Source organism: Chthoniobacterales bacterium (assembly GCA_018883245.1).
GTDB lineage: Bacteria > Verrucomicrobiota > Verrucomicrobiia > Chthoniobacterales > JACTMZ01 > JACTMZ01.
This window is the reverse complement of the sequence record VEQL01000084.1, coordinates 1-1,557: the sequence shown is the minus strand read 5'-3', so window position 1 is coordinate 1,557 and position 1,557 is coordinate 1. Positions and strand designations below refer to the sequence as shown.

The window sequence follows — 1,557 nt, the reverse complement described above, 5'->3', positions numbered from 1 at the left end:
CGCGTGCACAGCCGGGAACCTATCGATTCCGCAATCACGGCAAAACGCATCATGGTTATCGCCTGACGCGTCGAGCTTGCGGCTTGTCGCCGGCACGCCGTTTCTGCTTCGCTCCCCGCTGTGTCTGCCGCGGATGTCACGGTTCCCCCTCTTCCCCAACCCGGCGATTGGGATGAATGCCACGCTTGCGAGGCGCCTTATCGCCACCGCCTTCTCGCGCGGGGCGAAAAACTCCGTTGCTCGCGTTGCGGTGAATTGCTGGCCGCGCCCCGTGTCGCATCCGCGCGCCAGCGCGGCTTGGCCGTGGCATTGACCGGGGTGGTGTTGTTGGTTTTGGCCAATGTTTTCCCCGTGATGACTTTCGATGTGGCCGGAGCGCGCCAGTCGAATCATGTGTTCACCGGGGTGCAGGGTTTGCTCTCGCAGGATTACGCGCCCCTGGCGGCACTGGTTTTTTTCTGCGCGATCTTGGCGCCGGCCCTTTATTTGGTTCTCGCTTGCTACGTGCTGACCGCGCGTTGCCTCGGACAGTCTTGGCCGGGTGACGTGAAGGTCTGGCGTCTGGTCGAGAGGCTGGCCCCGTGGAACCTCGTCCCGGTATTTCTCGTGGCCTGCATGGTGGCCGTGGTGCGCCTTGATTTGCTCGGAACCGTCACATGGCAGAAAGGCACGGTCTTTGTCGTGCTGCTTTCGCTCTGCTGTCTGGTCCTCGAGCAATTGCGCGAAAACGCCGGCCAGGAAGGCGATGCACGCTTTCGCCCGCAAATCGACGTGCGCATCAGACGCCAGAGGGCCCTGGCTTTGGTCGTCAGCGGCGTGATTCTCTATCCGTTCGCCAATCTTCTCCCGGTGATGACCATGACTGTTCCGGGTGACACGGCAGCGCTGACCGTTTGGGGTGGCGTGCTCGAGCTTTACCATGTTGGGCTCTGGCCTGCCGCGGTCATCGTGTTCCTTGCCAGCATGTGCATTCCTTTTTTGAAACTGGCGGCTCTCGGCTGGTTGTTGTGGATGGACGGCAAACCGGATCATCCGCGTGGTCGGGCAAAAATTTTCCGCGTGGTCGAAACCATCGGAACTTGGTCGATGGTGGATATTTTCCTGCTCTCCGTGCTGGTCGCTGTCGGGCAGCTCGGCACGCTGGCCAGTGTCACGGCCGAACTCGGGGCGCTTTTCTTCGCCGCAGTTCTTGTTTGCACGCTGTTCGCTGCGTCGAGCTATGATATGCGCATGATTTGGCGGGGGGCACGGGCTTGAGCGAACCGGTGAATGGACCGAAGGACCACGGACAAGTTGTCCGCGGGCGGAGCGGTATTTCCTGGGCGTGGCTTTTCCCGCTCGTCGCGTTGGCGGGAGCGGCGTGGATGTATTTCGACTACCTCGATTCAATCGGGCCGGAGATCGAAATCCGTTTCACCGATGCGCCTGGCATGGAGGAGGGCAAGACGCCGCTCATCTTCCGCGGCATCGTGGCCGGCACGGTGACCAAGGTGCACCTCAACAAGGAACTCGACGAGGCAGTTGTGACGGTGCGTTTGGAGAAGTTCGCCGCCGGTC

2 protein-coding genes are annotated in these 1,557 nt (G+C 61.6%); both read left to right on the top strand.

The window, feature by feature from the left end; genetic code table 11:
- Window positions 1–120: 120 nt before the first annotated feature.
- The gene (locus tag FGM15_13645; GenBank protein MBU3666901.1) at window positions 121–1,257 is read left to right on the top strand and encodes a hypothetical protein; all 1,137 of its coding nucleotides are present in this window, start codon (window positions 121–123) and stop codon (window positions 1,255–1,257) included.
- Window positions 1,254–1,557 (top strand): MCE family protein (locus tag FGM15_13640; protein MBU3666900.1); only part of this gene is annotated, 304 nt, incomplete at its 3' end. The genes FGM15_13645 and FGM15_13640, both read left to right, overlap by 4 nt.